Source organism: Kamptonema formosum PCC 10802, from assembly GCF_000332335.1.
Lineage (GTDB): Bacteria > Cyanobacteriota > Cyanobacteriia > Cyanobacteriales > Oscillatoriaceae > Oscillatoria.
Genome location: NZ_KB235948.1, coordinates 5,414,829 through 5,439,039 on the forward strand (window position 1 = coordinate 5,414,829; position 24,211 = coordinate 5,439,039).

Genomic DNA, 24,211 nt, shown 5'->3' on the forward strand with positions numbered 1-24,211 from the left:
TGTAATGTAAAGAAGAAGAAACAAACGTCCCTCCACCTGAGCAGTCCCTATTAATCGTGTTTGCACTCACCGGCTACGAGTATTTCTTAGGATTTCTCATCATTTGCAGCCTGGTGCCGGTATTGGCCCTGGGAGCGTCCAAAGTCGTGCGGCCCAAGGCCACGGGCGCAGAGAAACGCACCACCTACGAGTCCGGCATGGAACCCATCGGGGGGGCTTGGATACAGTTCAACATCCGCTACTACATGTTTGCGCTGGTGTTTGTCATCTTTGATGTTGAGACTGTCTTCCTCTATCCCTGGGCGGTTGCCTTCCACCGGCTCGGCGTGCTGGCTTTCATCGAAGCCCTGATATTTATTGCGATTCTGGTAATTGCACTCGTGTATGCGTGGCGCAAAGGAGCCCTAGAATGGTCATGAACTCTAATATTACCGCCTCTAAGTCTTCAGCGGGACAGCTGATCAACCCAGTGCAGCGGCCCGATGTGACCAGCAACCTCTCGGAAAATGTCATCCTGACCACGGTTGACGACCTCTACAACTGGGCGAAGCTGTCCAGCTTGTGGCCCCTGATGTACGGCACGGCTTGCTGCTTTATTGAGTTTGCCGGCATGATCGGCTCCAGGTTTGACTTTGACCGCTTCGGTCTGGTGCCGCGCTGCAGCCCCCGCCAAGCCGATTTGCTGATTACGGCGGGCACGATCACCATGAAATACACACCGGCACTGGTTCGCCTCTACGAACAAATGCCGGAACCGAAGTATGTGATTGCCATGGGTGCCTGCACGATTACCGGCGGCATGTTCAGCATGGATTCGCCCACCGCAGTGCGCGGGGTGGACAAACTGATTCCTGTGGACGTGTACATCCCTGGCTGCCCGCCGCGTCCGGAAGCGATTATGGATGCGATTATTAAGCTGCGCAAGAAGGTGTCTAATGATTCGCTGCAAGAGCGCGGCAATTTGCAGCAAACCCACCGCTACCACACCGTGCGCCACAATATGAGGCCGGTGCCGGAGATTTTGACGGGCAAGTACCTGAATTCGGCCAGCCGTCAAACGCCGCCGAAAGAACTGACAGAGGCGATGGGCATGCCGGTGCCGCCGGCTCTGCTCACCGCACAGAAGGAGGAAGTGAGCCGTGGCTGAAGAGTCTCAATTGGTGGAAGCCGGTAAGGTTTCCAAGTGGCTGGCGGAAAATGGCTTCGATCACGAGGCGCTGCCGGCAGATCATTTGGGCGTCGAGATTATTAAGGTTGACGCCGACTTCTTGCTGCCCCTGGCAACCGCTCTCTACGCTTACGGGTTTAACTGCCTGCAGTGCCAGGGGGCTTATGATGCCGGCCCCGGGCAGGATTTGGTGAGTTTCTATCACTTGATTAAGGTGAGTGATAGCGCTGACCGGCCCGAAGAAGTGCGGGTGAAGGTGTTTTTGCCACGGGAAGATCCGAGGGTGCCTTCCGTGTACTGGATCTGGAAGGCGGCGGACTGGCAAGAGCGGGAAACTTATGATATGTACGGCATTATCTATCAGGGGCATCCGAATCTGAAGCGGATTTTGATGCCGGAAGACTGGGTGGGCTGGCCTCTGCGTAAGGATTATATCTCGCCGGAGTTTTACGAGTTGCAGGACGCTTATTAGGATTTCGGCTGGAGGTTGCACAAAGGCAGCGATGAACCCCACCCCCCAACCCCCTCCCCGCATGCGGGGAGGGGGAGTAAGAGGGGGTTTTCCTCGTTCCCAGCCTCAGGCTGGGAACGCAGTTCAGGAGGCAGAGCCTCCTTTCTTTACTGAGCATATTAAAAGCGTAACAGATTATATATAGCGGTTCTCATCTGAGTGAGGTACTGAGAAATCTGGGCCATAGTTCATCCAACTGAGAACCGCTATAGCTTAGTAGCAAAAAGCGGCTAGAATATCGTCGCTCTCTAAATCCTCGTAGTCGGCTAGGATATTCTCGACGCTCATGCCAAGGGACAGGCGAGACGCCTGTCCTACGTCCGTGCCCTAAGTGGCTACTGCTATAGCGCAGTCCCCGGACGCAGGATTTGCCGTGGCAGATATTCGGGTCTGTCGTGATTCGCTGCAACAGGGTGTTTTCCATAGTTCAGGGGGTGCCGGTGGCAGTTATAGATATTATAGCAGTAGGCAGTCAGTTTAGGACACGCTTGATACGAAGTATAGACGTAGGTACGGCGTTCGCCGGGCCTGAAGATCTCTGGGACAGGCGAGACGCCTGTCCTACGTCTTAACCTAACTGCCTGCTGCTATATTATACAGCGTTTTTCAATTCTACTTCCAGGCTCTGGGAAAGAGGCGCTGATGGGCTGCTAGCCTGCAACCATAAGCAAATTAAAAGCGTAACATTTCACTGGGTAGTAGGCACAGGGACAGGCGAGACGCCTGTCCTACGTCCGTGCCCTAAGGCACAAGCGTGTTTTCCACAGTTAAGGGGGTGCCTGTTCGCCTGAACACTGGCAGCCACAAGCGCTTCTATCCTGTCCCACCGGCTCTCATAAGAAGCCGTGCCTGTTGCGGTCATAGTTTTCCCTCTGGTAGCTTTCTTTCTTTTATCACAGACCTTATAAAATGCAAAGATTTAAAAAATATGTTGCCAGGTTACCGCAAGACAAGCTATTATTATATAAGCACATAAAATTGATTTCCAGGAGTAATTTATGCCCCCAATTGTGGTGCCAGACTTAAACCCTAGTGTGATGGAAAAGCTAAAGGCTCTCGCGCTGCAACATGAGTGTTCTGTAGAAGAGGAAGTGAAAGCGATTGTCGAGGAGGCGGTTCAGGACGAGGCTGTCGAGCTGCTGGCTGGAGTTTTGCGAATTCGGCAGCAGTTAGCTGGGAGAAAGCAAACTGCTGATATAGCAGTTTGCACTTAGGTTAGTGCATGGGCATTGGGCATTGGGGCAGTGGGCGATGGGGCATTGCTCGCAGTCTGATGCGCCATGCCCCATGCGCCATGCCCTTAATGTCCTTTCTGCGCAAATGCAACACCGGCTCAAATTTGGGCCCACCGGCACATCGGGAAGCTTCTTGGGCCATTTGTAAAGATTGCCCGCACATTTGTAACGATTTGCAGCCAATTTGTAACGATTTGCGGCAAATTTGTAACAATTGGCGGCGCATCTGTAACAATTGCCGGCGCATTTGTAAAGAATGCCGGCAGATTCAATCCGGCAATCGCCCCATCCGCTACATGCCGGTGGCATAGCGCTGCTAACCGCAAACCCGCAGTCTTTTCCGCGCCTCCGGATGGCTGGCGAGGTAATCTTTCAGCCACTCGCAGCCCCTGGCGAGCAATTCATCCAAGCTTTCCACCCGCCACAGCCGCGCTGTGCGGTCATTTGAGCCGGTGGCGAGAGTGCGCCCGTCGGGGCTGATGCAGACACTCCATACCCGGCCCTGATGTCCGGTGAATTCGGCTATCTGGTTTCCCGACAAGTCCCACAGCCGCGCTGTGCCGTCATTTGAGCCGGTGGCGAGAGTGCGCCCGTCGGGGCTGATGCAGACACTCGTTACCCCGCCCTGATGCCCTCTGAATTCGGCAATCTGGTTTCCCGACAAGTCCCACAGCCGCGCTGTGCCGTCAGATGAGCCGGTGGCGAGAGTGCGCCCGTCGGGGCTGATGCAGACACTCCTTACCCAGCCCTGATGTCCTCTGAATTCGGCTATCTGGTTTCCCGACAAGTCCCACAGCCGCGCTGTGCCGTCATTTGAGCCGGTGGCGAGAGTGCGCCCGTCGGGGCTGATGCAGACACTCCATACCCAGTCCTGATGCCCTCTGAATTCGGCTATCTGGTTTCCCGACAAGTCCCACAGCCGCGCTGTGCCGTCATCTGAGCCGGTGGCGAGAGTGCGCCCGTCGGGGCTGATGCAGACACTCCTTACCCAGTCCTGATGCCCTCTGAATTCGGCAATCTGGTTTCCCGACAAGTCCCACAGCCGCGCTGTGCGGTCATTTGAGCCGGTGGCGAGAGTGCGCCCGTCGGGGCTGATGCAGACACTCCATACCCCGCTGTGATGTCCGGTGAATTCGGCAATCTGCTTTCCCGACAAGTCCCACAGCCGCGCTGTGCCGTCATTTGAGCCGGTAGCGAGAGTGCGCCCGTCGGGGCTGATGCAGACACTCCTTACCCAGTCCTGATGCCCTCTGAATTCGGCAATCTGGTTTCCCGACAAGTCCCACAGCCGCGCTGTGCGGTCATTTGAGCCGGTGGCGAGAGTGCGCCCGTCGGGGCTGATGCAGACACTCCATACCCGGCCCTGATGTCCGGTGAATTCGGCTATCTGGTTTCCCGACAAGTCCCACAGCCGCGCTGTGCGGTCATTTGAGCCGGTGGCGAGAGTGCGCCCGTCGGGGCTGATGCAGACACTCGTTACCACGCCCTGATGTCCGGTGAGTTGATTTCGCTCTCGGATTTTGTCGAGAATTTGCTGCAAGGAAAACAGCGGACTGGTGGCGGGATACTCTTGCAGTTCGCTCTTATTTTGCACCAGCGCTTGCAAGGATTGCCCCGCTTCCATCGCTGCCAGCAAGGCTTTTATTTGCCCGCCTTGAGCCTCAAACTCTCGCAGCGCATTGACACCGGCACGTTCTATTTTGGTAGCTTGCTTGGCTTCTCGCATCAGCCTTTCTGCTTCCAGGTTGGCCGACTCTAAGATTTGATTCGCCTTTTCTGCTTCTGCCAAGGCAAATTTTTGGCTTGCGGATAAGAACTGATAATCCTCGCCGCTCAAGTTTTTATCAGCCGCCCAGTCCAGCGCTTCCTGTAAGGCTCGCCCCCGAAGCAGCCGGGATTCATCCTTACGCTCAGAGGATAGCCAAGCATTAATCGCTTCACTGTACGGGCGCAGCTTGGCTAATTCCCGCTCCACCCAATCGAGATTAAAAACCTCCTGGTAGATGCGGTTGTAAACTTGCAAATGACCATCTTTTTGAACCACTAATCCCGAAAGCCGCAATTCCGTTTGTTCCGGACTGCCATCACCGGCAATCTTCTCGCGCTGCCAGATTTGCTGGTATAATCCCAGCAGGGAGCCGGCGCGTTGCTCGTTGCGCAGGAGGCGATCTCGAATGGTCCGCAAATGCTCCGGCTCATCCTGGGATTCCCAATTGCTGATAATATGGGTTTGCGCTAGCTTATCGATATTCGCCTTTCGATTTTTGGCTTTTTCAACAACCAGCTGGCACAACTTCTGGGTGAGAAAGGGCTGCCCCCCCGTCCATTGTAGCACTTCGTCTAAAATCCTTTCGGGATTGTCTGCCTTCTCTGCCAATCCGGGAGTTAAGGAATCCCTGGCTTCCTCTAGGGTGAAGCCGGTGAGTTCGATGGCGCGACCGATATTAAACGGGGTGCGCTGTTTGTCTGCAATCAAATCTGCCGGTGTTGCTACCCCCAGCAGGCAAAAGGTGAGCCGGTTGTAGGCGGGAGTGTCCGCACGCTTATTATAGCACGCGCGGATGAAGGCAAAAAAGTCATCCTTGAACGGGATTTTGATGATACTGTCGATTTCGTCGATAAAAATGATAAGGTTGTGCGATAATGATGAGAGCAGCACCTCCTCGATAAACAGGTTCAAGCGCTGCACCGGCGGCAAAACCTCTCGCTCGCACCACCAAGCCTCAAAAGCCTTCATATTCATCCTGCCCACAAGAGCGAAACCGCCCAGCAGCGAAAAGGCAATTCCCCCATACCAGTTTTCTGGAGTGACAGACTGGCTGCCAATGCCGGTGATATCAATTGAAGTGCAGGCTATCCCTTCTTGAGCTTGCAGGTTTTTCATCGTTCGCACCCGCAAGCTCGACTTGCCCATCTGTCTGGAGTTCAGCACATAGCAAAACTCGCCGGCTTTTAACCCCTCACAAAGGTCAGAGTCTGCTCGCCGCACCACATAGGTTGGGTCATTAAGCTCTAGACTCCCCCCGATTTTGTATTTATATACTGACATAGTAGTAGGGTGCGTTCCCTAAGTTTGTAGTAGTAGGGTGCGTTCCCTCTTAGGGAACGCACCCTACGAGTTACTCAAGTCTCATCCGGGAGATGATTGCGGAAATAGTTTGTAGTAGGGGTAGGGTGCGTTCCCTCTTAGGGAACGCACCCTACGAGTTGCTTAAGTCTCATCCGGGAGACGATTGCGGAAATAGTGCCGGTACAGTTCGCATCTTGGAGTGCTATCATTCCCTTGCCGGTGAATCAAGCCCATACTGTCTAACTGATACCCCTGCATGGTATCTAATTTCACCGGTTCCGTCAAGCTGACAACCTGTTTCAGCGCTGCTGCCAGTCTGGGATGCTGTTGCAGCGTCTCCAAGTGCCGGCGCAGATGATCCTCATAAATGCCGGCATCGGTTGGCGCATCTCGCAGCAATGCTTCCAGCGTCACATCCCGACGCGCAAGATGATAAAGTGCCAACCGCACGAGATAGGGGTGCCCTCCCACCACTTGCATCAGCTGCTGCACCGGCACATCTGTCCAATCCAAACCGTGACGCCGCGCCAAATGCCGCACCTGTGGCGCGGTAAACTCAGGCAACTCCACCGGCAGCCCCACATTAAACGGCGATTGCCTGATATCTAGCTTACCATAATCTTCAGTGGAATGCACCACCACCATTCGCAGGTTTTTCCAGATATCTTGAATCTTGGCTTCCTCATGCCAGCTGCGCAGCATAGCAAAGAAGTCATTGAAGATATGGGGATATTGAAAAACACAATCCACTTCATCTAACCCCAAGACGATAGGGCTGTCTATTCCCTGCAACAGGTGGTACTGAAAGTAGGTTTTGCAGCTCAGCATGCTGCCAATTGTCGCTTCACTCCAATAATCATCCAGCTGAATTGGGCGATTGATCCGCAAGCTGGCATAAGCGCTGAACCAGCGCAAAAAAATATCGAGATTGCTAAACTTTGCCTTATCCGCATCCCGCAGATTCAAGCTCACGGTTTTATATCCCTGCTTGCCGGCGTGAGCGAGAATCCTGTTTAACAGAGAAGTTTTTCCCATCAGCTTTGGCGCTTTGATGCAGATGAGCGCCCCCGGCTGTAAAATTTCTTCATAACAGCGTCTTTCCCTGTCCGAACGCTCCACATAAAACGGCGAATCCTCCGGCACCGGCCCATTTGGAAATTCTAGCACATCTGCCGGTGCCGGTGTGGTTTGGCTATCTCTGCAAGATGCCCTCCTCAGCGCTTCCTTAAAATTGGCTTTAACAACACTTTCTCCTAACGCCTTCGACAGCTTCTTCCATAACTTCGGGCCTACATCTTTATTGAGGTAGCCACCAGAATATCTTTCCTCTTGGGCTATCTTCTCATACGTTAACCCATCCCAGGCTCCCCGAAGTACCATCACCTCGATATCAGTCAGGTATTCGCCGGTCTTGCTGTAGACTGCGGCATTGGCCACTTCGTAGGCTTCTTCCCAGGTAAAGTCTGATTCTGAACCCATAACACCTCTCACCCTTTTGTCTTGCCCGCAAGAGTATCACAGCTCTCCTCGCTTGTCAAGGGTTTTCGGCTCAACCTGACTTTTTCTTACTTTTTGGGTTTCCCGGACTCTCGCCACCTGATTTTTCCCTATTTTGGCTCGCACTTCCAGCCTGACATTACGGGTTAGTTTCCTGACAAATTCCCAATTGCAGCTTCCGACCGGCAAAGCAAGAATAACAGTAAGGGCAAACAAGAGCCTCACCCACCCAGAGCAGATTTTAATACTATACAGAGGAGTGCAAGCAGATGCAATTCTACGAGACAGACAATACAGAAAAACACGCTATCACCGGCGCTGACGCTGAGGAGAATATTTTTACAGGAGAGGAAAAGCCAGAAGAATCACAGATGCCCACAAGGATACCGGCACTCAACAACAAGCAGATTCTCGCCCTGTTGCGACGCTGGGGGATACCAGGACTTCTCCTGATTTTCTTCCTGCAGGGCTTGAACATCAACATTACCACGCCTTTCGGAGAAATCACGGTGCAAACCCAACATTCGCTGATGCAGGTGATTTCTGAGCGGTTTACTAAATAGGCAGTCAGGGATAGCAATATACATAGTAAGGATAGGGACAGGCGTAGCTGCTAGCGCAGCCGCTAGCGCTAAAGCGGAGCGGCGCATGCGCTCTTGAGCAGGGCGCAAGCGCCTACAGCGCGACGCCTGTCCTACGTCCTAACCTATCCCTCTTCTGTCACTTTGAGGCAATTTGACGAATTTGCGCTATTTCAGGCAACGACAGATCCGGCTTTCACCCCTGTTTGACAAAAGAGGGATATAGCAGCAGTCATATTGGTTAGAACAATAGAAGCTTCGGGAGCTCTGGAGCAAGGGAGCCGGAATGTAGCGTTCCTAAATGCTTACTGCTATATAGACGTAGGGCAGGCGTCCCGCCCCCCCTGAAGGTCTAATGTCCTAACCTAAGTGCATACTGCTATAACAGTAGGGGCGAAGCATTTGCGCCCGGATTTATCAGGCCCCATGTAGCTGATGGCCAATCCCAAGTAAGGACAGGCGTGCTAGAATGGTATAGCAGCAGTCATATTGGTTAGAACAATAGAAGCTTCGGGAGCTCTGGAGCAAGGGAGGCCGGAATGTAGGGTTCCTAAATGCTTACTGCTATATAGACGTAGGGCAGGCGTCCCGCCCCCCCTGAAGGTCTAATGTCCTAACCTAAGTGCATACTGCTATAGTTGTCCCACGCCAGAAAAGTTGAATTTTATGAATGAGTGTAGGAGTATATATTGGCAGCAGAGATGAAGCCGGTGCTAAAGATATTTGGGATTCTCTCCCACCAGGTTATCGCCAATGAGCTATTAGTTCTACAGATTTTTGTCCCGCTTATTCTAGAGTTTTTCCTTAAAGCCGGCACAAAGCAGTAGGCAAAGAAACCGGCAAGACTTCCTATATAGAACGGGTTAACAATACTCGGAGGCAACGACTGTCTAGGTTAGTCAGAAACACTCTGGCATTTCCTAAGGAACTCTCGTCGAATCATATTGGGAAAATTTGGTATGTTATCCATCATTATAGCCTATCTTTGCAGGAGTGAGCGAAATTTCTGTATCCTTACTTGGCAGCACTACAGTTTTTCGCCGGTTTGTTAGCTCCTGCGCCGCAGCGACCGGAATGCAGCCCTTTGTGGGACGATCGCAGCCAGTCGGGAAAACCGCGCACTCTCTTGTGTTGGCCCCACCGGCAGCTGTTTCGCCGGCGGGGTGGCGGCCAAGGGCGGCGCTTAAGCTGGGGTTGCCTCCTGTTTCAGAGACAGTCGGGCGATTGGCGGCAAAAGCGTCGGGAAATTTCAATCCCGTTTTCGGGATTCCGCCGGCCAAAAATCTTCTCCTCCGACCCCCTGCTGAAAGCATTGTGGCATTATTTGGGCTGCGCAGGCACAACCGGGACGTTCCGGAAAACTCTACCGCCCTTTGGCGGGCCAAGGTCGGGGGATTGCTCCTGGGAATCGGTAATAATTAAGAAAAATTGCGTCAACAGGCAGCTTCCATGATTCCTATCGTTATTGAACAGTCCGGTCGGGGCGAACGCGCCTTTGATATCTACTCTCGCCTGCTGCGCGAGCGCATCGTCTTCCTCGGACAGGCGATTGATTCCGAGGTGGCGAACTTGATTGTGGCTCAGCTGCTGTTTCTTGAGGCGGACGATCCGGAAAAGACATCTACCTCTACATCAACTCTCCCGGCGGCTCGGTGACTGCCGGCATGGGCATTTTTGATACGATGAACCATATCCGCCCGGACGTTTCCACGATTTGCGTCGGGCTAGCGGCCAGTATGGGAGCTTTCTTGCTCAGCGCCGGCACCAAGGGCAAGCGCATGAGCCTGCCCCATTCCCGGATGATGATTCACCAACCGCTAGGTGGGGCTCAGGGTCAGGCTACAGATATTGAAATTCAGGCCAAAGAAATATTATACCACAAGCGCCGCCTGAATGAGTATCTGGCCGCCCACACCGGCCAGCCTCTGGAGCGGATTGCCGAAGATACGGAACGGGATTTCTACATGTCGGCAGAGGAAGCGAGGGAGTACGGCCTGATCGATCAGGTGATTGACCGGCGGCCCTCTGCCAAACGACCGGTAGCGGTGGCCTAGCCGGTGGGGGATGCCCGGAGTTTAGACTGGGGGCGGTTGCGCCAATCTAAACGCCGGGCCGGTGCAGAATCTACTGGGTTTTCAGGTATTTAAGGAATTCGTCGAGCTGTTCGCGGGTCAGCTGTATGCGACCTTCCTTGCCATAGGCTTTCTGCAGGTAAGCTTTTCCCTCATCGGGCCGCCAACCCAGACGGTTGATTTCGTCAGAGGTTTTGTCGTAAACTTCCAGATACTCCAGGAATTGCTGAACTTCGGTTTCGTCGAGAAGCGCCAGTTCTGACTTGCCGTAGGTGCGCTCCAAAAAGTCTTGCTCCTGTTTGGAACTCACCCGCAAGCGCTTGAGTGTCACCTCGATTTTAGCCAGGGCGTCAGAGAGGTCAGATGGCTCGCCAGTCAGGGCCGTTTCCATGTCCGTGAAAGGCAGCGACTCGCTGAAGTCAGGGCCGCTAGCTGGCGGAACCCAGAGGCGAGTGGGGTCAGCGGAGGAGTACCAATTGTCAGTCGCTGGCGGTGGTGGCGCAGGTGCAGCCGGCGAGACTGCGGGCGAGGTGAGCGGGCTCTTCTGTGCCGAACCAGCGGGGGGCGACGTTTTTTGCGTTCCGCCCGAAGATCGGCCCCCTAGAGGATCTGCCGAGAAGCTTTTTTCCAGCTGGAAGGAAGACTTCACCTGCGGCTGAACGGGCAAGGCGGGGGTGTGCGATCCCGTGAGTGCGGACATTTTTTCGGCGGCGTTCGGGAGAATTCCCAAGACCGCCAAAGCCCGAATTCGGGCTTGGTCTTCTGCCTGTTCCAGGGTTTCTGCTGCCGCTAGCCCGGAGGCCAGAGTGGCCCCCTCGACGGTAACGAGGGCGCGGACGACATATTTCCCCTGATAAATGGTAACTAACTCAGAAATTAAGCAGCCGGTGGAATAGCGATCTCTAAATTGATCAAACATGGGATTTGCGAAAAAAACATTAGCGCCCTCAGGGGCGAAGTGGAGGGGAGGGGGAGCGTCTCACTAAAGCCAAAATCCGCGCAGCCTCAAGAGGGGGTAGAGAGAAGAGAAAAAATCGGCACTTCTGCGCATGGGTTCAGTAGCTTTAGAAAATAGAGACGCTCCTTTTGATATTTTAGAGTTGAGATTTAAGAGTGGCGAGGCAGCCGGCAGCAGTCCGCAGATTCAAAATAGACGGGATTGGGGGGCTCTGGTGGGTTTCTGTTGCGTCTCGGGGAGGCTGATTGCCTTGCGGGTTAAAAACAGAGAAGTCAGAAGCACGGGCGCTTTTCCTTGCCTCGGGCGCTGGCACAAATCAGAGCCGAAAGGGAGCTGTGCGGTTATAGAGAGGGGGAGCTTGGGCAATCGGAGCGCGGGGATTTTTACCGGTTAGTTGGATAGATTTGCCCAATCGGGAGAGAGTCGAGAGCAAATGCACGCTCTCCTGGCGGGGCACCGGCTCTTGAACGAATTAATTTTTCCCAATCCGATCTGGAACTGCGGCAGGTTGCTTCGATGGTGTTCTTGACAGGGAGCCACAAGCATTGATCTCGTCAGGGGAGTAATGCAGCTCGCAGCAGATCCGCCCGCGAAGCGAGCGGAACGGTTATCTGGGTGAGCCGGAGGAGCGGGAGCGATGCCTAACGGGTGCGCCGCCTTTAGGCGACAGCGCGGCGTTGGCTCCTGTAGGGCACCGGCAGCCGCACAGCCTGTTTCAGCGCTCAATCAAGGCAGGCAGCATAAGACGCCCCCTCAATCGCTCTCGTTAAGTATAGTACACAAAAAAACAATGTTCCAAAAGTACGCGCTAAAACTAAAATAGGAAAAAGATTACAGAAGGCCTCGGTCACCCTTGAGTGCTCCAAGCGCTCTGTGCACCCCACCGCTAAACCTCGGCTGTTTCAGGGCGGTTGCGCAAGCGCTGCACCGCAGAGTGTAAAATTGCCAGCATTAGTCCTGTGCTGGGGCACTCACGCTTTTAGCGACTCGCATGTCACACCGGCATCGCTCCCGCCCTTGGGCGGCATCAATGTGTTGGCTGAGGCGGTGCCGGCTTGAGGGCTCTGGCGCACTCAGGGTCGGTAGCCGCCAGATGTAACGCGGATGCCCAAACAGCTGTGCTGACGGTCCTGAGTCTGGCTCAAGCCTGGATTGCCATTGGCGAGGGCGTAAGCGTTGCGGCTCCGTAGGAGCATCGTACCAGCACGTTGGGAGAATCACTGACGATTTCGGGGGAGTTTCGCCCGAAAGGCAGAGTGCGGACGCTGGCATCACGCGCTGTCCGCTTGTGCCAGATCGCTACGGAAGTGTAATCGGTGGCACCACCAGCATTCACGCGCCTTGGTGGGGTGACATCGCACGCAGGTGTTATAGCCGAATAGAATCGATAAGGATTGAGCGCTGCATGGAATTTTCAATCGCTACACTACTAGCAAATTTTACGGATGACAAGTTGGTTGCGCCAAAGGTTTTGGAAAAAAAACTGGGTTGCCAGGACAAAACCAGCCTGCGCCAATTTCAGATTGCCCTCGACGCTCTAGAGAAAATTGGCATTTTAGTCAAGGAGCGCGGCAAGTATCGGCGGGTGTTTGAAGAAGGGGTCGTGGAAGCGAAACTCCGCTGCAGCAGCAAAGGGTTCTGCTTCGCGATTCAGGAGGTGGAAGGGTCGGAGGATATTTACATCCGGGAGTGCCATCTCTCCAATGCATGGAATGGCGATCGCGTGCTGGTAAAAATCATCAAAGAAGGCAGCCGCCGGCGCAGCCCAGAAGGGGAAGTGCGGCTGATCCTGGAGCGAGCCAATCCGAGCGTGCTGGCGCGGCTCAAGCAAGTCAAAACCCCGACGGGACGAGCGGTCTACAAGGCGGTGCCCTTGGACGACCGGCTGCTGTTTGAGCTCGACCTGCAGCCAAATGGCCAGAACCTGGAAGAGGCAAACGATTACCTAGTCCATGTAGAAGTCCTGCGCTACGCCCTGGGCTCGAATCCGCCGCTGGGCAAAGTGGCGCAGATTCTCGGCAGCGATGCCGAAGAGGCGAACGACCTGGATATCGTTTGCTGCAAGCACGACATCCCGCGCTCGTTTCCGGAAGCGGTGCTGAAGGTCGCTAAGGGCTATCCCAAAGGGCTGCGCAAAACGGAATACAAAGACCGGCTCGACCTGCGGGGAACGCTCACCTTCGCTATCAGCCACAAAGCAAGCCTAGCCAAGTGCGCAGAGCACGCCTTCAGCCTGGAGGTGCCGAAGCGGGGGCTGTTGCGGCTGATGGTTCACATTGCGGATGTGGCCTACTACGTGCCTGCCGACTCGCCAATGGAGCGGGAAGCCCGCAAGCGCGGCACGGCGGTATTTCTGGGAGACACTTGGGTGCCGCTGCTGCCAGAGAGCCTGTCAGAAGACCGCTGCTCTCTGCTGCCGGGGGAAGAGCGGCTAGCGATATCGGTGATAATCGCGCTCAACTCCTCCGGGCAAGTGGTAGAGTACGAGATCCAGCCGAGCGTGATCGCTGTGGACCACCTGCTGTCGCTTTCGGACGCTCAGGCGATTCTCGACCGCAGTCAAACCTCGGCACTGGCTCCGGTTCTTGACCAAATGCTGGCCGTCTCGCAGGCGGTCGCCCGCATCCGGCAGCTGCGCGGAGCGGTGGAACTGAATCTGCCGGCCACCCAGTACGCCAGCAACCTGTCTCCCTTTGACGATGAGGGTCCGCTGGGGGTGATAGCTACCTCGTCGCGCCCCAGTGCCGGCACGATGGTCAGGGAGCTGATCGTCCTGGCCAACCAGCTCGTAGCATCCCACTTGCAAGCGCTGGCTGTGCCGGGAATCTACCGGATTCAGCCAAAACCGGACATCGAAGATGTCCAAGAGCTAATCAAGCTGGCGGGCAATCTGGGAATGAACCTGGAGCTCGACGAAGAGGAAGATGTCAATCCCCAAGATTACCAGCGGTTTGCCATGCTGTTTGCCGGGTCGAAGTCGGAGCGCGTCCTCACCTACCTGCTGCAAGAAACGCTCAAGCCGGCTGTCTACAGCAGCACGCCCGGACTTCACTTTGGCCTCGCCCTAACTAGCGGCTACACTCACTGCACTTCGCCGGTGCAGCGCTACGCCGATTTGCTGCTGCAGCGGGTGCTGCATGCGGTGTTTGAGCACGGGCGCGACCGCCGCACCACTCGGGTGAAGGAGCGCGTCAACCTGCGCCACAGCAGCGCAAAGGGCCAAATTAACTGGAACGTCCTGCCACCTGAGGTGCAGCACGAGCTGGAGGAGCTGCTGGCTTCCGCTGCCGGCCACTTGGGCGACCGCGAAAAGGTGGCGCAAGAGGCAGAGGCGGACCTGACCGGCCTGAAGAAAGCTGCGGCGATGAAGGAGCGCACCGGCGAAACCTTCTCGGGGCTGATTACCGGCGTGCAGTCCTACGGGTTCTTTGTAGAAATTGAGGAGCTGATGGTGGAAGGGCTGGTGCACGTATCGTCGCTTAAGGATGACTGGTACGAGTATCGCTCCCGCCAGCAAACTCTCGTGGGCCGCAAGAACCGCAAGCAGTACCGGCTCGGCGACCGCGTGGAAGTCCAAGTTAAGAGTGTGGATTACTACCGCCAGCAAATTGACCTGGTTGCTGTTGGTGGCGGCAGCGAAGCCACCAATGGTGATGAGGATGACATCGCACCCCCATCCCTTTTCAACCCTCATTTGGAAGACGAGCCCTAAAAAATGGCTGCCGCACTCCGTGCGATGTGACCTGTGAGAAAGCTTTACCGTGAGGTGTCAGAATCCGTGACCAGCAATCCCGCCACCGGCGACCGGCCAGACAACCAGGACTCACCAGTCACAACTCCCCCGCCACTCAGAGCTAACGCGCCGGTACGTCCCCTGATTGTGGGCGTTTCAGGGGCGTCGGGACTGATCTATGCGCTGCGAGCTGTCAGGTTTCTGCTGCTCTCAGACTACACTGTTGAGCTGGTAGCCTCTAAGTCCGCTTATATGGTCTGGCAGGCTGAGCTCAATATCCGCATGCCAGCTGACCCTAGCGCCCAGGAGGAATTCTGGCGTCAGCAAGCTGGCGATGTCACGGCAGGCAAGCTGCGCTGTCACTCCTGGCAGGATGTGGGCGCTAATATCGCCAGCGGCTCGTTCCGGACTTTGGGGATGGTTGTGATTCCAGCAAGCATGAGTACGGTGGCGAAGCTGGCTGCCGGTTTGAGTTCTGACTTGCTCGAACGAGCGGCTGACGTGCAGCTCAAGGAAGGACGTAAACTGGTTATAGTGCCCCGTGAAACGCCTTTCAGCTTGATTCACCTGCGCAATTTGACCGCTCTGGCAGAAGCGGGTGCCCGGATTGTCCCGGCAATTCCCGCTTGGTATCACCACCCCAAGACTGTTGAGGATTTGGTGGATTTTGTGGTGGCTCGGGCTTTCGACCAGCTAGACATTGACTGCATCCCCATCCGCCGGTGGGAGGGGCACTGAATGTTGGCTGGGGGCTCGGCGACTGGTTAGATCCTGTTCGGCAGGGACGCTATTGTGGGGAGACGCGACCGGCGCGTCCTGCAAGTAGGGGCGGGTTACTAACATCCTGGATTTCCGGCAGTTTTCTGGGGTGAGCCCGCCCCTGCGCAAGCCATAAGGGTGCCAGCGGGCTTGAGATTCTATCAATTTTGGATTTTAGATGCCCAGATTTGGGATTTTAAAAAACGGCAGGAAAGCTTTTTCAGCCACAGGAAAAAATCTTCTCTATCTCAAATTGAGATTATATCAACTCCGTGCCCACTGCTGAAGTCCGGTACAGGCCCACAGGCAAAAATCCTGTGGCTGCAACCGCCTGGATCTAAGATTTTACGCTTTTAATCTTCCTAAAGACTCTTGGGGCAGAGCCTCGTAAAAGACGTTAAAAGAGGAATAATGCGAGACGAAATGGGTATTAAATATGCAAATTAAATATGCTGCAAATCCAGGGGGTAGACGGATAGGAGATACATTAAAAACTCAGCACTCAACATTCAGCACTAAGGAGGCTTGACTGTGCGTGAATTTCGCATTTGGCTGCTGGTTGCGGTAGCGGGAGGGCTGGCTATTTTTGCGGCGCAAAATTTGTCGCCGGTGCTGCCGCTGGTGTTTCTGGGGGCGCAATCGGTGGCGCTACCGCTGTCTGTGTGGGTTTTACTCGCTGTGGCGGCGGGGGTGCTGACCGAGGAAGCGATTGCCGGTTTGTTCCGACTGTCGAATTATCTGTTTGAGCAACAGCTGCCAGCCCGCCGGCGGGAAGCTCCCCCCCTGCCGCGCCGCGAGTATGCCGGCGAGCCCCGCCGCGAACCGGCACCGCAACAGCCCGCTTCTAGCTGGCCGAGCAATTTGGGGGCGGCTGCCGCCGGTGGCGCTGCGGGTTTCGCTGCGGCTTCTGCGACTGCTGCAGCTTCCCAGTGGCGGGATGAAGAGGAGCCGGTGGATCGGACGCCAAGCTCGCTGGATCGGGAAAACGACTCAGAGCCGGCTGGCTATAGTTCAGAGGACAGAGAAGATCGCGAGCCGCCGGTTGTGGATGACGACTCTTTTTATCAAGAGTGGGAGGAGGAGGAGCGCCAAGCTCAGGCAAGGGCTGAGCGGGAGCCAGAAACAGGGAGCGCAACCTACGAAGTCAAGCAGGAACCGACAGCGAGTTCTTGGTCTGGCACGATCTATTCTTACAGCTACCGGGAGCCGAGTCAGTCTGGGGTGGGAAGAACTGAGTCGGTTTACGATGCGGACTACCGGGTGATCAAATCGCCACAGCAGCAGCCAAAAGCTGAGGAGGATGACTGGGAAAGCAAGGGCAATCAGAATGACGACTGGGACTGGGGCTAGAGGCATCAGGGGAGCCGGCGCGATTCAGGCAAAAGGCAATAGCACGCCGGCGACGCGATGCTCCTGACGGAGCGGCGTGCCCCACCCGACTGGACTTAACCGTTTCCTGAGAGACGCTCGCCCCCAACCGCCTGCGCAAGTCCTGACGTGCCGGTATTGCTGCGCCGGCTGCTCCAACTGGAGTCCGCCCGGATCTAATAAGCTGTTCGGCTAAGAATGCTGCTTGTCCCTTGAAACGAGGCAGTCAGCATGAACTGCGCACACCGCCACCGATGAAAACTTGGCCGGCAGCGGGAGATCCGGTAGGGCTAAAGCCCAACTACGAACCTTTTCAAGGCAGAGCATCCCTTGGGGCGCTCCCAGACAGAGCCTGGCAGGGGATAGCGAGGGATAGCCCACAGCGTCCCGGCCCACCTGCCGATCGTTTCCGAAGAGCGCCGGCATTGCAGAAGGGGGCCCCACGATATTTTTTCAATAACAGTGCCACCGGAAAATAGCTGATTAACGCTAGATAAACATAGCAGAAACCTTGTTATTGCAGCTTTTATATAGTTTGAGAATCGATGGCAAGCATACGTTATACGCTTGTATACTTTACGGAAGGCTGGCCAAAAAATTGACAGTGCCGCCGGCGAGTTTTTCCGCGCTTATACCATGTCGTTGAACTAGCGCAATTCAGTGACCAATGCCCAGTGCCCGAACGCCGATGTTAGGGGTGAGGGGTGAGGGGTGAGGGTTAGGGGTCAGGGGTGGGGGTCAGGGGTGGGGAGAAAAGCTGAGAATTAACCCAATACCCAATGCGATGATGCCCAATGCGATGATGCCCAATGCGATGATGCCCAATGACCAATGCCCAACCTCAGACAATTCCTGTCGCCGGAACCGGCACGGGAGAGGAGCTGGCTGAGTCGCGGGAGCCAGCTGATTGTTCCGTGAGGGGTGCGTGCTGGATTCATCCCAAGACTGCGGGGGTTTTGTCACATTCAAAGCAAAAGACTTTTTTCCCCTCACGCCACGCGACCAATTCCACACAATCCGCTGGCACCGGCTCCAAGTTCTTTTCCAGCAATCTGAAGGAGTTTTGGATGAAGTGGGGGTCATTCATAATCGAGGCGTAGCGGTTGAAGAGCTGCAACTCCTCATCTTTTGTCAAGCCTTTGAGGTTGACTCGGAACGCCGGTTGAATGTCAATCAGCTCCCAGGTATAGCTGTCATAGATTTCTACGAACTCATCAGGAGCTGGGCCATAGGCCGGCACCCCTTGGGGAAAGAGGTCTTTGAGTTCGGGATTGCGATCGTTGAGGATTAAGTAGTACATGGCACCCTCCAAAGGGAGTAACGTGTGTGACGTAGGGCTGTTACCTGATTCTTATTAATACTTTAAGCGACTGCGCCCGTCCGGAAAAGAAGTAAATTTTCTGCCCGGGGAGCTTTCGCGCTCAACCTATTACTACTTTGAACTACTATTTCGGCACCACAGTCCGATGGCTGACACTTTAAATAGTGGAAACAGGGGAGTTGCTATTTGCGGACGCTCTCAACTATTACTTAGCCCGCCAACCGTGCTGCTGTGTGTGTGACAGCTGGCAAACTTGCCAGCCAAGTCTTGACAAAATATTGCTTCTGTGGTAAAAAGCGTCCCTGTGCGGGGGCGGAATTGCTGGCCCAACTTGCTGCCTGGCTGCAAGTCGTGTCCCGCCAATTGCCGGTCATTCTTTCTCTCCTGCGCTGCAGCGGATAAATCCAGTCCGGTAGGGGTAGGGGCGGGGGCGGGTATCCGAACAGGCTTCAGGCGGGCTGCCAACATTCAGGCTCAGCCCACCTGGGGGCGGGTTTCCGAACATGTTTCGGGCGGGCCGCAAACATTTCGGGTGAGATCCGCCCCTACTAATATCCAAAGCTCCCCGACGTGGGGTGAGCCCCCACACCCCGGACACTGGCCTGTTGCCGCAAGGTTCCTTGATATCGCTGCCCCTCTGCGGCAGGTTGCCGGCGGGGCTGGCGACGCCCCTGCGCCGGTGGGCGTCACAGGCATCCTGCAGGAGAGCGCGCCACAAGTGCCTGCTCCCCCGCGCCCCTGAAACCCCTAAAGGGTGACAGTTCGGTTGTGAGGCGTGACAGCTTGATATAATACTTATTAAGACGTGGCGAGATGTGCTCAACCTTCAATATTTGAAAAACTTAGGCTATATGGTAGAAAAAACGATGAATTTTGAAGAAGCAGTGAGAGTAGCAGATGCGGCAGTTTTGGCGAGTGAAGGGAGACACATCACTGATGTTGAGATGGCTATCCTTCGGGGGTCTTGGGAGAATCAGACCTATGAAGAGATGGCGGAGATTACTGAGTATGCTGCCAATTACCTCCAGCGAACAGTTGGCCACAAGTTCTGGAAGACACTTTCTAAGGCGTTAGGGGAAGAGGTCAGCAAAACGAATTTTCGGACAGCGCTGGAGCGAAAATGGCGGTACGCGCCTTCCCAGCGCCCGGGGCGACTGCGCGGGGGAGCGGGCACACAGCCGCACCGGCAAAAAGCCCCGCCGGCGGCTAAGCTGGAATTTCCAGAGGGGCCGGTGGCCGTGGACTCTCCGTTTTATGTCGGGCGCAGTCCCATCGAATCGGAGTGTTACGAAGCGATTGTGGGGGCGGGGGCGCTCATCTGCATTAAATCGCCCAAGCAGATGGGCAAAACGTCCCTGCTGTACCGGATTCTGGAGCGGGCGAAAAAGCAAGGATATCAAACAGTACGGCTGAATCTGCTGCAAGCCGAGAAGGCGGTGTTTAGCAACCTGGATAAATTTTTGCGCTGGTTCTGTTCTTATGTCAGCCAGAAACTGGATATCCCCGCTCAGCTGAATGATTACTGGGATGAGGACCGGGGCAGCATCCTCAGCTGCACGACATATTTTGAAGCGCACATTCTGGAGCAAATAGACAGTCCGATAGTTTTGGCGCTGGATGAAGTGGATCGGGTTTTTCAGTACCCAGAAATAGCTGAAGAATTTCTGCCGATGCTGCGCAGCTGGCATGAGGAGGCGAAGAATCGGGAGATATGGGAAAAGCTGCGGATGGTGGTGGTGCACTCTACTGAATATTACGGGAAATTAGATATCCACCAGTCGCCGTTTAATGTGGGGCTGCCGGTGAAACTGACAGATTTTACCCTGGAGCAGGTGGAGAATTTGGCGCAGCGTCACGGGCTGGATGGGGCGGATCTGGTTGGGGAGAAAGGTTTTGCGCCCTTGCTGGAAATGGTGGGCGGACACCCCTATCTGGTGCGGCTGGCGCTGTATAACCTTGCGGATGGGAGTGTCACCCTCGGGCAGCTGTTGCAAGACGCTCCCACAGATGCTGGAATCTACAGCGAGCATTTGCGCCGGCACCTGGTGACGCTCAAAGAACATCCCGAACTGGCGGCGGCGCTCAAACAGGTTGTTACTTCGGCTGAACCCGTACGCTTGGAGACGATACAGGCGTACAAGTTAGACGCGATGGGGCTGATTAAGCGCCAGGGGAACCAGATCTCTCCGAGATGCGAGCTGTACCGGCAGTATTTTTGGGAGCGCTTGGGCGATGAGGGCTGATCTGCCACGGGGTAGCGGGGAGTCAGGCCCCTCACCCCTCTCCCCGCCGGCCAGGGGAGAGGGGCGGTATATTGCGTTTGATGGATTGAGTGAGGCCCCTCGCCCTGACAGTAGGGTGCGTTTTCCCAAAGGGAAAACGCACCCTACCACTGGAAATGAGGTTAAAATAGGTGGGAGGTAAAAATGAAGGTTGAGGAGCGGGTTTAATGTCAGGTTATAAATATCAAGTCGGGGGCAGTCTGGAGTACCAGCACCCCACCTATGTGGTGAGGCAAGCGGACTCTGACCTCTATGACCAGCTGAAGGCTGGGGAGTTCTGTTATGTGCTGAACTCGCGGCAGATGGGCAAGTCTTCGCTGCGGGTGCAAATGATGCGAAAGCTGAAAAACGAAGGGATGAAATGCGCTTCCATCGACATGACGCAAATCGGCAGGGATATCCCCGATCCAGAAAAGTGGTATGGCGGGATTGTCTCTGAGCTGTTGCGGGGGTTCAGTCTCTTAAGGAAAGTGGATTTCAAGACGTGGTGGCGGGAGCGGGAGTTGCTGCCGCCGGTGCAGCGCTTGAGTGAGTTTATCGAAGACGTGGTGCTGGCTGAATTCTCGGAAAATATTGTAATATTTATCGATGAAATCGATAGCGTGATCAGCTTGAGATTCCCCACCGATGACTTCTTTGCTTTGCTCCGCTCTTGCTACAACCGGCGGGCGGAAAATCCAGAATTCAATCGCCTCACCTTTTGCCTGCTGGGGGTTTGCACGCCCCAGGACTTGATAGAAGACAAACAGCGGACGCCGTTTAACATTGGTGGGGGGATTGAGCTGATCGGCTTTCAGTTCGAGTCCGCCAAGCTATCGTTAATTCAAGGACTGGCAGAGACGGTAGAGAATCCCGAAATGGTTTTACAAGAAATTTTGAACTGGACGGGAGGACAGCCTTTTCTCACGCAGAAGCTGTGCAAACTGGTTGTGCGCAATGCCGAAACCGAAAATCCTGATATCGAGCAGTTAGTTCAAACCCACATCTTGGAGAACTGGGAAGCCCAAGACGATCCAGAACATTTGCGAACCATTAGAAATCGCCTCCTCAGCAACGAGCAGCGCGCAGTCAGGTTGCTGGGACTTTACCGGCAAATCTTGCAAGACGGCGAGATTGCCTCTGAAGACACTCCCGAGCAAGTCGAATTGCGCCTGTCGGGGCTGGTAGTCAAAAACCAGGGCAAATTGAAAGTTTACAACCGCATTTACGAAAATGTTTTCAACCTGAATTGGGTGGAGGAGGAGCTAGCCGCTCTGCGCCCGTACAGCGAACAGATTGCGGCTTGGCTCGCTTCTAAACGAGAGGATGAAACCAGTCTATTGCGCGGGCAGGAGTTGGACAAGGCGCTGGAATGGGCTTTGGAAGAGAGCTTGAGCGATGAGGACTATCAGTTTCTAGCGGCTAGCCAAGACCTGGCCAAACGAGAGGTTCAAGTCGCTTTGGCGGCTGAAAAAAAGGCGCGCCAGATATTGGATAAGGCGAATAAGAAAGCAAATCTGAGGATTCGCATTGGGCGGGCTGTGCTGTTGCTGTCGTTAATTTGGCTTGGGTTTGCAGTCATGGGAGCCAAGCAAGCCAACAAGCAATTTCAAGTCGCCCGCGAAAGCAGCAAAAGTGTGGGGGCGCTGCGACAGTTTGAGTCTGGGAGGGGGGAAATAGAAGCTTTAATGACCGCAATGCGGGCGGGGCAAGCTTTGCAAAAGCTGGAGCCAGAGGGTGCCGGCAGGGAAAACGATCCAGCGACTTTCGCTTTGGGGGAGATTTTAGACCGGATCCGAGAGCGAAATCAATTCCACGGGCATGCCGGCGCGGTGACGAGTGTGAGTTTTAGCCCGGATGGCAAACACATCGCCACGGCGTCCAGAGACAAAACGGCGCGGCTGTGGGATTTACAAGGAAAGCCGGTCGCCGAATTCAAAGGGCATAATAGCGCGGTGTGGGGTGTGAGTTTTAGCCCGGATGGGAAATATCTCGCTACGGCTTCGGCTGATGGTAAAGCGCGGCTGTGGGATTTGTCTGGGAAGCTGCTAAGGGAATTTAAAGGGCATAAGGATTCGGTTGGGAGTGTGAGTTTTAGCCCGGATAGCCAGCGCATCGCCACGGCTTCTGCTGACGGCACGGCAAAGCTGTGGGATTTGTCTGGAAAGCAAATAACGGAATTCAAAGTGAATCAGGGCGTTGTGTTGAGTGTGAGTTTCAGTCGGAATGGCAAGCGCATTGCCACGGCTTCTGATGACGGCAAAGTGCGGCTGTGGGATTTGTCTGGGAAGCTGCTCAAAGAATTCCAAGCGCATCAGGGCTGGGTGTGGAGTGTGAGTTTTAGCCCTAAAGGTCACCTGATCGCTACGGCTTCCACTGACGGCAAAGCACGCCTGTGGGATTTATCTGGAAAGCTGCTGGTGGAATTAAAAGGAAATCAGCCCTGGGTGTTGAGTGTAACTTTTAGCCCGAATGGGGAGCGCGTCGCTACGGCTTCTGCTGACGGTACGGCGCGGCTGTGGGATTTGGATGGGACGGAACTCGCGAAATTTCAGGGGCATGGGGGTACAGTTGGGAGTGTGAGTTTTAGCCCTGATGGCAAGATGCTCGCTACGGCTTCTGCTGACGGTACGGCAAAGCTTTGGGACACAGACAGGAAGCAGCTAGCTGAATTTAAAGCGCACCGGGATTTGGTGTTCGGTGTGAGTTTCAGTCCGGATGGCAACATGCTCGCTACGGCTTCTGCTGACGGTGTGGCAAAGCTGTGGGATTTAAAGCGGAAGCAGCTAGCAGAATTTAAAGGGCATAAGGGGCGGCTGTGGGGTGTGAGTTTTAGCCCCGATGGCAAGCGCATCGCTACGGCTTCGGCTGACGGTTCGGCGCGCCTTTGGGATTTATCTGGGAAACTGCTCAGGGAGTTCAAAGGACATGGGGGCTGGGTGACAAGTGCGTGTTTTAGCCCTGAGGGAGATCTGATTTCTACGACTTCTTTGGACGGCAAGGTCAGGCTGTGGGATTTATCTGGAAACAAGCTGGCTGAATTTCATGCGCACCCGGCGCTGGTGTGGCGTGCTAGTTTTAGCCGGGATGGCAAGTATCTCGCTACGGCTTCTGATGACGGTACGGCAAAGCTTTGGGATTTATCTGGCAAGCTGCTGGCGGAATTTAAAGGGCATTACGGTGCGGTTTTTGGCGTGAGTTTTAGCCCGGATGGCAAATATGTCGCTACGGCTTCTGATGACGGCACGGCAAAGCTGTGGGATTTATCTGGGAAGCAGCGCGGGGAATTTAAGGGGCACAATGGCGCGGTGTTTGGTGTCAGTTTTAGCCCGGATGGGAAGTATGTGGCTACGGCTTCGGCTGACGGTTCGGCACGCCTTTGGGATTTGTCGGGGAAGGAGCTGGCTCGATTTGAGGGCAATCAGCTGTGGGTGTTGGGTGTGAGTTTTAGTCCGGATGGCAAGTCTCTGGCTACGGCTTCGGCTGACGGTTCGGCGCGCCTTTGGCTGGTGAAGCCGGTGGGTGGAGAATTAGACGCTTTGCTGGAAACTGGCTGCCGGTGGTTGCAGGATTATTTTGTCAGTCAACCTCAGGATAAATTGGAGGTGTGCCGGTGATGGTGTGATATAGCAACAGACAGTCAGTTAGGACAAGGCATCTGACTTGCTAGTAGGGAT

General features: G+C 55.0%; 20 protein-coding genes and 2 pseudogenes. 13 read left to right on the forward strand and 9 right to left on the reverse strand.

Annotation, left to right across the window (positions count from 1 at the left end; genetic code table 11):
* Positions 1-56 precede the first annotated feature (56 nt).
* The 3 genes from ndhC to OSC10802_RS0123795 are packed head-to-tail and all read left to right on the forward strand — an operon-like array spanning position 57 to position 1,640.
* On the forward strand, positions 57-419 hold the full coding sequence (ndhC, locus tag OSC10802_RS0123785; protein ID WP_017719277.1) for a photosynthetic/respiratory NAD(P)H-quinone oxidoreductase subunit C: 363 nt from the start codon (positions 57-59) through the stop codon (positions 417-419).
* Entirely contained in the window at positions 416-1,147 is a 732-nt protein-coding gene (nuoB, locus tag OSC10802_RS0123790; RefSeq protein ID WP_017719278.1) for an NADH-quinone oxidoreductase subunit NuoB, read from the forward strand. Before ndhC ends, nuoB begins: the two co-directional genes overlap by 4 nt.
* Positions 1,140-1,640: an NAD(P)H-quinone oxidoreductase subunit J gene (locus tag OSC10802_RS0123795; RefSeq protein ID WP_017719279.1), complete on the forward strand. Its 501-nt coding sequence runs from the start codon at positions 1,140-1,142 to the stop codon at positions 1,638-1,640. Before nuoB ends, OSC10802_RS0123795 begins: the two co-directional genes overlap by 8 nt.
* Before the next feature lie 252 nt (positions 1,641-1,892).
* On the opposite strand, the gene OSC10802_RS54765 is transcribed toward OSC10802_RS0123795, so the two are convergent.
* Entirely contained in the window at positions 1,893-1,967 is a 75-nt protein-coding gene (locus tag OSC10802_RS54765) for a DUF433 domain-containing protein (protein ID WP_232731840.1), read from the reverse strand.
* A 58-nt stretch (positions 1,968-2,025) separates the two neighbouring features.
* Positions 2,026-2,103 (reverse strand): annotated as a pseudogene (locus OSC10802_RS56675) (DUF433 domain-containing protein); the annotation flags it as partial.
* Positions 2,104-2,677: 574 nt separating this feature from the next.
* Between OSC10802_RS56675 and OSC10802_RS41510 the strand changes: the two are divergent.
* Both OSC10802_RS41510 and OSC10802_RS53245 read left to right on the forward strand, forming a co-directional pair.
* Positions 2,678-2,893, forward strand: a complete 216-nt coding sequence (locus tag OSC10802_RS41510) for a FitA-like ribbon-helix-helix domain-containing protein (RefSeq protein WP_017719280.1) — start codon at positions 2,678-2,680, stop codon at positions 2,891-2,893.
* Between the two features lie 80 nt (positions 2,894-2,973).
* Positions 2,974-3,225 carry a hypothetical protein gene (locus tag OSC10802_RS53245; protein ID WP_198525181.1) on the forward strand — a complete coding sequence of 84 codons (252 nt, stop codon included), beginning with the start codon at positions 2,974-2,976 and terminating at the stop codon, positions 3,223-3,225.
* 5 nt (positions 3,226-3,230) lie between these two features.
* Here the strand turns inward: OSC10802_RS53245 and OSC10802_RS0123810 are convergent, their stop codons facing one another.
* Both OSC10802_RS0123810 and OSC10802_RS0123815 read right to left on the reverse strand, forming a co-directional pair.
* Positions 3,231-5,963 (reverse strand): AAA-like domain-containing protein, encoded by a 2,733-nt coding sequence (locus tag OSC10802_RS0123810; RefSeq protein ID WP_017719281.1) that lies wholly within the window; start codon positions 5,961-5,963, stop codon positions 3,231-3,233.
* 162 nt (positions 5,964-6,125) lie between these two features.
* Positions 6,126-7,463 (reverse strand): AAA-like domain-containing protein, encoded by a 1,338-nt coding sequence (locus tag OSC10802_RS0123815; protein ID WP_017719282.1) that lies wholly within the window; start codon positions 7,461-7,463, stop codon positions 6,126-6,128.
* 287 nt (positions 7,464-7,750) lie between these two features.
* Here OSC10802_RS0123815 and OSC10802_RS0123825 point away from each other — a divergent pair, with 287 nt between their 5' ends.
* Together OSC10802_RS0123825 and OSC10802_RS56680 are read left to right on the forward strand one after the other, a co-directional pair.
* Positions 7,751-8,044: a hypothetical protein gene (locus OSC10802_RS0123825; protein WP_017719284.1), complete on the forward strand. Its 294-nt coding sequence runs from the start codon at positions 7,751-7,753 to the stop codon at positions 8,042-8,044.
* 707 nt (positions 8,045-8,751) lie between these two features.
* Positions 8,752-8,889 carry a hypothetical protein gene (locus tag OSC10802_RS56680; RefSeq protein WP_017719285.1) on the forward strand — a complete coding sequence of 46 codons (138 nt, stop codon included), beginning with the start codon at positions 8,752-8,754 and terminating at the stop codon, positions 8,887-8,889.
* Between the two features lie 135 nt (positions 8,890-9,024).
* Here OSC10802_RS56680 and OSC10802_RS47860 read toward each other — a convergent pair whose 3' ends face one another.
* Entirely contained in the window at positions 9,025-9,342 is a 318-nt protein-coding gene (locus OSC10802_RS47860) for a hypothetical protein (RefSeq protein WP_017719286.1), read from the reverse strand.
* A 169-nt stretch (positions 9,343-9,511) separates the two neighbouring features.
* Between OSC10802_RS47860 and clpP the strand changes: the two are divergent.
* A pseudogene (gene clpP / locus OSC10802_RS41515) lies at positions 9,512-10,116 on the forward strand (ATP-dependent Clp endopeptidase proteolytic subunit ClpP).
* A gap of 70 nt (positions 10,117-10,186) precedes the next feature.
* Here clpP and OSC10802_RS0123845 read toward each other — a convergent pair.
* Together OSC10802_RS0123845 and OSC10802_RS50875 are read right to left on the reverse strand one after the other, a co-directional pair.
* On the reverse strand, positions 10,187-11,053 hold the full coding sequence (locus OSC10802_RS0123845; RefSeq protein ID WP_017719287.1) for a slr1353 family protein: 867 nt from the start codon (positions 11,051-11,053) through the stop codon (positions 10,187-10,189).
* Positions 11,054-12,233: 1,180 nt separating this feature from the next.
* Positions 12,234-12,428 (reverse strand): hypothetical protein, encoded by a 195-nt coding sequence (locus OSC10802_RS50875; RefSeq protein ID WP_155968299.1) that lies wholly within the window; start codon positions 12,426-12,428, stop codon positions 12,234-12,236.
* A gap of 69 nt (positions 12,429-12,497) precedes the next feature.
* On the opposite strand from OSC10802_RS50875, the gene OSC10802_RS0123855 reads away from it, so the two are divergent.
* The 3 genes from OSC10802_RS0123855 to OSC10802_RS0123870 all read left to right on the forward strand — a co-directional run bounded on the left by OSC10802_RS0123855 (position 12,498) and on the right by OSC10802_RS0123870 (position 16,934).
* Positions 12,498-14,804: a ribonuclease R family protein gene (locus OSC10802_RS0123855; RefSeq protein WP_017719289.1), complete on the forward strand. Its 2,307-nt coding sequence runs from the start codon at positions 12,498-12,500 to the stop codon at positions 14,802-14,804.
* Positions 14,805-14,966: 162 nt separating this feature from the next.
* Complete coding sequence (locus OSC10802_RS0123860) at positions 14,967-15,563, forward strand: flavin prenyltransferase UbiX (protein ID WP_026098749.1); 597 nt, start codon at positions 14,967-14,969, stop codon at positions 15,561-15,563.
* A 552-nt stretch (positions 15,564-16,115) separates the two neighbouring features.
* Complete coding sequence (locus OSC10802_RS0123870) at positions 16,116-16,934, forward strand: LapA family protein (RefSeq protein ID WP_155968301.1); 819 nt, start codon at positions 16,116-16,118, stop codon at positions 16,932-16,934.
* Between the two features lie 952 nt (positions 16,935-17,886).
* Here OSC10802_RS0123870 and OSC10802_RS0123880 read toward each other — a convergent pair.
* A complete protein-coding gene (locus tag OSC10802_RS0123880; RefSeq protein WP_026098750.1) occupies positions 17,887-18,252 on the reverse strand; it encodes a hypothetical protein in 366 nt (121 codons plus the stop codon).
* Between the two features lie 219 nt (positions 18,253-18,471).
* The gene (locus tag OSC10802_RS54775) at positions 18,472-18,741 is read right to left on the reverse strand and encodes a hypothetical protein (protein WP_017719295.1); all 270 of its coding nucleotides are present in this window, start codon (positions 18,739-18,741) and stop codon (positions 18,472-18,474) included.
* Between the two features lie 398 nt (positions 18,742-19,139).
* Between OSC10802_RS54775 and OSC10802_RS0123890 the strand changes: the two genes are divergently transcribed.
* Together OSC10802_RS0123890 and OSC10802_RS0123895 are read left to right on the forward strand one after the other, a co-directional pair.
* The gene (locus tag OSC10802_RS0123890; RefSeq protein ID WP_026098751.1) at positions 19,140-20,516 is read left to right on the forward strand and encodes an AAA-like domain-containing protein; all 1,377 of its coding nucleotides are present in this window, start codon (positions 19,140-19,142) and stop codon (positions 20,514-20,516) included.
* A 206-nt stretch (positions 20,517-20,722) separates the two neighbouring features.
* Positions 20,723-24,151 (forward strand): WD40 domain-containing protein, encoded by a 3,429-nt coding sequence (locus OSC10802_RS0123895; RefSeq protein WP_017719297.1) that lies wholly within the window; start codon positions 20,723-20,725, stop codon positions 24,149-24,151.
* Positions 24,152-24,211: the final 60 nt, after the last annotated feature.

Excerpts from the sequence above, each read along its gene's own strand:
- nuoB (WP_017719278.1), top strand. The coding sequence starts at position 416 with ATGAACTCTAATATTACCGCCTCTAAGTCTTCAGCGGGACAGCTGATC.
- OSC10802_RS41510 (WP_017719280.1), top strand. The coding sequence starts at position 2,678 with ATGCCCCCAATTGTGGTGCCAGACTTAAACCCTAGTGTGATGGAAAAG.
- OSC10802_RS53245 (WP_198525181.1), top strand. The coding sequence starts at position 2,974 with ATGCCCTTAATGTCCTTTCTGCGCAAATGCAACACCGGCTCAAATTTG.
- OSC10802_RS0123810 (WP_017719281.1), bottom strand. The coding sequence starts at position 5,963 with ATGTCAGTATATAAATACAAAATCGGGGGGAGTCTAGAGCTTAATGAC.
- OSC10802_RS0123815 (WP_017719282.1), bottom strand. The coding sequence starts at position 7,463 with ATGGGTTCAGAATCAGACTTTACCTGGGAAGAAGCCTACGAAGTGGCC.
- OSC10802_RS0123825 (WP_017719284.1), top strand. The coding sequence starts at position 7,751 with ATGCAATTCTACGAGACAGACAATACAGAAAAACACGCTATCACCGGC.
- OSC10802_RS0123845 (WP_017719287.1), bottom strand. The coding sequence starts at position 11,053 with ATGTTTGATCAATTTAGAGATCGCTATTCCACCGGCTGCTTAATTTCT.
- OSC10802_RS0123855 (WP_017719289.1), top strand. The coding sequence starts at position 12,498 with ATGGAATTTTCAATCGCTACACTACTAGCAAATTTTACGGATGACAAG.
- OSC10802_RS0123880 (WP_026098750.1), bottom strand. The coding sequence starts at position 18,252 with ATGTACTACTTAATCCTCAACGATCGCAATCCCGAACTCAAAGACCTC.
- OSC10802_RS54775 (WP_017719295.1), bottom strand. The coding sequence starts at position 18,741 with ATGTTGGCAGCCCGCCTGAAGCCTGTTCGGATACCCGCCCCCGCCCCT.
- OSC10802_RS0123890 (WP_026098751.1), top strand. The coding sequence starts at position 19,140 with ATGAATTTTGAAGAAGCAGTGAGAGTAGCAGATGCGGCAGTTTTGGCG.
- OSC10802_RS0123895 (WP_017719297.1), top strand. The coding sequence starts at position 20,723 with ATGTCAGGTTATAAATATCAAGTCGGGGGCAGTCTGGAGTACCAGCAC.